General features: G+C 63.3%; 6 protein-coding genes and 1 pseudogene. 5 read left to right on the forward strand and 2 right to left on the reverse strand.

The window, feature by feature from the left end; all coding sequences use genetic code 11:
* The 4 genes and pseudogenes from BKY59_RS06530 to BKY59_RS17265 all read left to right on the forward strand — a co-directional run.
* A pseudogene (locus tag BKY59_RS06530) lies at positions 1–327 on the forward strand (hypothetical protein); the annotation flags it as partial.
* The gene (locus BKY59_RS06535) at positions 324–1,271 is read left to right on the forward strand and encodes an LPD29 domain-containing protein (protein WP_076069883.1); all 948 of its coding nucleotides are present in this window, start codon (positions 324–326) and stop codon (positions 1,269–1,271) included. The pseudogene BKY59_RS06530 and the gene BKY59_RS06535, both read left to right, overlap by 4 nt.
* Positions 1,272–1,471: 200 nt before the next feature.
* On the forward strand, positions 1,472–1,669 hold the full coding sequence (locus tag BKY59_RS18035; RefSeq protein ID WP_240499990.1) for a hypothetical protein: 198 nt from the start codon (positions 1,472–1,474) through the stop codon (positions 1,667–1,669).
* A gap of 511 nt (positions 1,670–2,180) precedes the next feature.
* The gene (locus tag BKY59_RS17265; protein ID WP_076069902.1) at positions 2,181–2,513 is read left to right on the forward strand and encodes a TrfB-related DNA-binding protein; all 333 of its coding nucleotides are present in this window, start codon (positions 2,181–2,183) and stop codon (positions 2,511–2,513) included.
* Here BKY59_RS17265 and BKY59_RS06555 read toward each other — a convergent pair.
* Complete coding sequence (locus tag BKY59_RS06555; protein ID WP_076069892.1) at positions 2,471–3,094, reverse strand: recombinase family protein; 624 nt, start codon at positions 3,092–3,094, stop codon at positions 2,471–2,473. The two genes, BKY59_RS17265 and BKY59_RS06555, sit on opposite strands and share 43 nt — an antisense overlap.
* Before the next feature lie 136 nt (positions 3,095–3,230).
* Positions 3,231–3,659, reverse strand: coding sequence for a hypothetical protein (locus tag BKY59_RS17270; RefSeq protein WP_129586231.1), 429 nt, complete (start codon positions 3,657–3,659; stop codon positions 3,231–3,233).
* Positions 3,660–4,063: 404 nt separating this feature from the next.
* On the opposite strand from BKY59_RS17270, the gene BKY59_RS06560 reads away from it, so the two are divergent.
* On the forward strand, positions 4,064–4,285 hold the full coding sequence (locus tag BKY59_RS06560; RefSeq protein WP_076069895.1) for a hypothetical protein: 222 nt from the start codon (positions 4,064–4,066) through the stop codon (positions 4,283–4,285).
* Positions 4,286–4,463 lie beyond the last annotated feature (178 nt).

Consider the following 4,463-nt stretch of genomic DNA (forward strand, 5'->3'; position numbering starts at 1 on the left):
GTGTTTCTAAGTCGGTTCGATCGAGCCGCCCGGCACCCAGCGACGGCAATCGCGACGGTCCCGGTTCAGTCCATGCAGGGACGCCAGACAATGAACGTCAACGATACCCGGAAAGCTATCAAAGCCCTTCCTCACATGACCGTCACCCGCAACGATGGCGAATGGCGCGTGACCATCCTGTTTCAGTCGGTAGCGGCTCGCAACCCGGCAAAGTCGGACCGTTGGTGCCGTGAGAAGCAGGAAAAGCTGGCCTATTACACCAACGACGCAGACGACGCGCTAGGCACCGCCCGCGATATGTCGGCGCGTTGGGAGTCCGCGAAGTGATCGGCGCGAACGACAACCAGCGTCGAGCCGTCACCGGCTCCGCATCGTTCGTCCCGGCCCAGCCGCGCCAGACCGGCACCGCTCCGCTTGTGATCGGTTCGCACGTCCGTTGCATCCTGCCCCATGCAGGCGACGGGATCGTTTATGCGATCGAGGGCACCGAGAACCCGGCCAGTGTTCGGACCCTTGGAAACGGGATCGTCGTGGAAGGGGGGCGCGCGTTCGTCGACGTCGTTTGGTTGAACGGCAACCGATCGCGTCGCGTGCCCGAGGCGATCGTTCGCAGCGTGCAATGGACGGTGCGCGATACCGTCGCAGGCGATAACGAACTGAAATCGGCCCTCGCCAATGCCGAGCAGACCGAAGCGCGGAACCGCAACGAGGCGACCACAGCCGCCCAGGCACACGCGGCCGAGGTCGCGCGCGTGAAGATCGCGCCCGAGCTGGCCGCGCTTGAGCAGGGCGACGACCAGTATTCCGGCACCCTCGCAGCGAAGAACCTACGCAAGCAGCTAAAGGCAGCTTTCCCCGGCATCCCGTTTTCCGTTCGCAAGCGCCATCACGGCAGCGTCACTATCGCATGGACTGACGGCCCGACGACGGCCGAGGTCGAGCAGATCGCGAGCGCCTACAAGGGCGGCAGTTATGACGGGATGGACGACAGCTATTCCCGCACGAAAAGCGCATGGTGCGAGACGTTCGGAGGGGCCGACTATATCAGCACCGCCCGCGAGTTTTCGGACGCCCTACTAGGCCGCGCGATCGTCGCGGTTCTGGACCGCTACGCCGGTAACTTCGAGACGCGGCCCGAGGTCAGCGCCGAAGACTACCGCAAGGGCCGCTTGTTCGCCGTCAGCGTGCCCGACGTAATCACGGCTTACGGGCAGGAGGATTTGCAATCGCTGATCCGGCAGCAGGCCGCGACCATGACAGGGAAGGCTTGAGCGTGGCGGGGATCGGGCACAACCGGCCACCGGAGCCGATCGAGGCCCCTTCCCCCCTCTTGCCCGCTGGTGCGGCTTGTTGCCGCTGTACGCACTGGAAAGCGCCTTGTGACCGCGACGTGCGGGACTTCGACTATTGGAAGGCAACGGGCAAAGGCCGGCGGGTGAAGCAACCCACCGGGGCCTGTGACCGGGTCCGCATGAACGCGCGCAGCGCGCCCGCTTTTTCCGCCACGTCAGCTAATAGCCAGTGTTTCAATTATGAGGCCCGGCCGATCGCGCCCTATGCGCCGACCGGGCGCGGGTTCGTCACGATCTACGAGGCCGGGCGGATCGTCTGGCAAGGAACCGAGGGCGACGAACCGGCCCAGTACCGGCAGGAGGAATTGCAGCTATGATCGCGCTTACCCTTGCTTGCCTGTTCGTGGGCGACAGCACCGCGCAGGGAGCCGCGCAGGCGTTCAACCGTGGAGCGGTTGCCCCCTGCCCCGTCGTCGCCCGTGTCGGGGCGGGATCGCGCGAGGTCGCACGCTGGCCCCTTCCTGCCGCCTCCGCTCGCTTCGCGATCGTCGGCATAGGATCGAACGACCCAACCAGCCCGGCGCTAGCCAGCAATCTATGGGCACGCCGCCAAACGCTCCGCGCTTCGCGCGTCGTTTGGCTCTTGCCGTATCATCGCGGCGCAGCCGCGACCGTGGAGCGCGTGGCGACACGTTGGGGCGATTATGTCCTAGACCTGGGCCAGCTTCCGAGCCGCGATCGTATCCACCCGTTGACCTATGCCGGGATTGCTACGGCCTTGCGTGGATTGGGCGTGCAATGATCGCGACCGCTACTAGATCGCAAACACAAAGCCGTGTAGTGTTTACGTCTGTTGACGCCCGGTTGATGGAGCAAAAGGGACCGAACATGGACGGCGACCAGAAGATGACAGCGGCCGACTTCGACGCCCTATTGCCGCGTCTAGGCCGGTTGACCGTCGATACGGTCAAGATCGCGCGTAGCGTGCTGGTGGACGGTCAACGACCGTCCGAGGCAGCCGCGCAGTTCGGGACGAGCCGCCAGCGCGTCAATTCGATCCTAAAGCGCGTCGAGGAAGCCGCGCGCGAGTTCCCCGCCAGTTGGAAGCGCGTGGACGTTTGGCTTCCGCCCGAGTTGGCCGCGCAGGTCGAGGAATGGGCGCAGCGCGCCCGTGCCGATCACGCCGGGACCGACAGCGGCAGTTCCGGCGCTTCCGCCTGATCCCGTTTGCGCCCGCCAAGCGTGCTTGCCGGGAAGTAGTTATAAAGGGTCGCACTGGCGACCTTGAGGCGTCGCGCGACTTCCGCGATCGGCACGGGCGGTTCTGCATCGAGCAGCGCCCGCGCAATCGCCAGATCCTTTTCGTCCAGCTTGCGCGGCCGACCGCCCTTCCTCCCTCTTGCCCGAGCGGCATCGAGGCCGGCGCGCGTCCGATCGCGGATCACGTCGCGCTCAAACTCGGCAAGCGCGCCGAACAGGTTGAACATAAGCCGACCGTTCGCGGTCGTCGTGTCGATCGCTTCGGTTAGCGATCGAATCCCGATGCCGCGCGCTTCCAGCGCCCGCACCGTTTCGATCAGTTGGGACAGCGACCGGGCGAGCCGATCGAGTTTCCAGATCACCAGCGTATCGCCTTCGCGCATGTAATCGAGCGCAGCCGCCAGCACCGGCCGACCAGCGCGAGCGCCCGAGGCGGTTTCCTCATACAGCTTCGCGACGCCTGCCGCGTTCAGGGCGTCAATCTGGAGGGCCGACGTTTGATCGGCCGTCGAGACGCGCGCATATCCTACGAGTTGACCCATACGGCTTGAACCCTCGCAAACCCGTCGCGTGCCACACCTTTCTGACAAAAGGTTTGCGGTACGTTTAATGAAGGGTTTTACCCCACCGCCGGGCCGAAACCAAGGCGTCGAATATACCCGACATAAAACGACCGTTTTACGACGACAGGCCCGGCCGTTGCGGACGGCACTTGAGCGCCGCGAAAGCGTCGTGTGGCGGCGATTGGTTCTTAGCCGGTTGCAGCTTACTAAGCCCCAGCATGTCGTTCTGTAATCTTTGGCATCGCAAGTCTAACGCGCTGGTAGTTGAGCAAGCATCTACAAAAGCAAGAGCGAGGCAGATAAGCCCAAACGCGCCTAAGATACCCGAGAACCATTGAGTGCGCTTAACCCACTTCGGGCGGATGACTTGTAAATTGTAAATACCTATCATCGCGAAGCCCAAACCTAAGCCTCCTAGACCCCAAAGCGCCGGGCTTCCGATCGCGACGAGAGGGCCGAGGAAGAAACTTGCTATGGCCGCGCCGATGAAAAGCCCGCCTAGTTCAGTGCGAAACTTGCCTTCGCGTGTATTTTGCTGCGCCATGTTTCCTCCGTCGATCGGTATGCAGCAACACCCCCACCTGGACCAGATCGAGCAAAGGCGTTCGGCGCATCCCTTCGGGACCGGCGCTCTATCTCCGCTGCGCTCCGACCAAGCCCCTTCGGGTCTTGGCCCTTCGGGTAACGATCACCTTGCGGGTGCCGGCGTTGCCGGCAGATCGGCGTTGCCGATCGGGGCGGCTCGACGGTCGGGGGTGTAATCTTCTCTCTATGTGATGTGGTAGTTTGGCATGGGTGCGCGCCGGGCCTCAAGGATGAGCGGTTCCCCCAATTTGCTGCGCAAATCGGCTCCCCCACTCCCCGCTTCGCGGCCGCTTCGCGGTCCTTGACCCCCGACGCCGGAGCCCATGCCGTTTGGTCACTTCACAAAACGAGAAGGAGAACCAGATGCATATCAAATTGTTCAGAGCGTTGAAGGCGGCTAATGTGTCAGAAGACGCAGCAGCCGAGGTTGTGGAGGCTATTGAGGAGTATATCGCGGTGAAGGTGCAGGAAGCGAACAAGGGTCTGGAAAGCAAACTCACGGCGCAGACGTGGGTAATCGGCTCTGTAGGTTTCGTCCTCGCGATTATCGGCCTAGCGCCGGGCTTCATTAAGCTGTTCCAGTAAGTCCCGAGGGGGAGGCTTCGGCCTCTCCCTTTTTTTGTGTCGCTTGATCGGCACCATGACCGGCGTTGCCGGTCGCTTCTACGAAGCAAGGCAGACCGGCCAGACCGGGCGCGATCTATCAAAAGGTTGGTCCTCGCCATGCTCCCCATGCTCCGCCTGGCCTACGGCTAGGCGTCCG

The sequence above is a fragment of the Sphingomonas montana genome (assembly GCF_001956315.1).
GTDB lineage: Bacteria > Pseudomonadota > Alphaproteobacteria > Sphingomonadales > Sphingomonadaceae > Sphingomonas_R > Sphingomonas_R montana.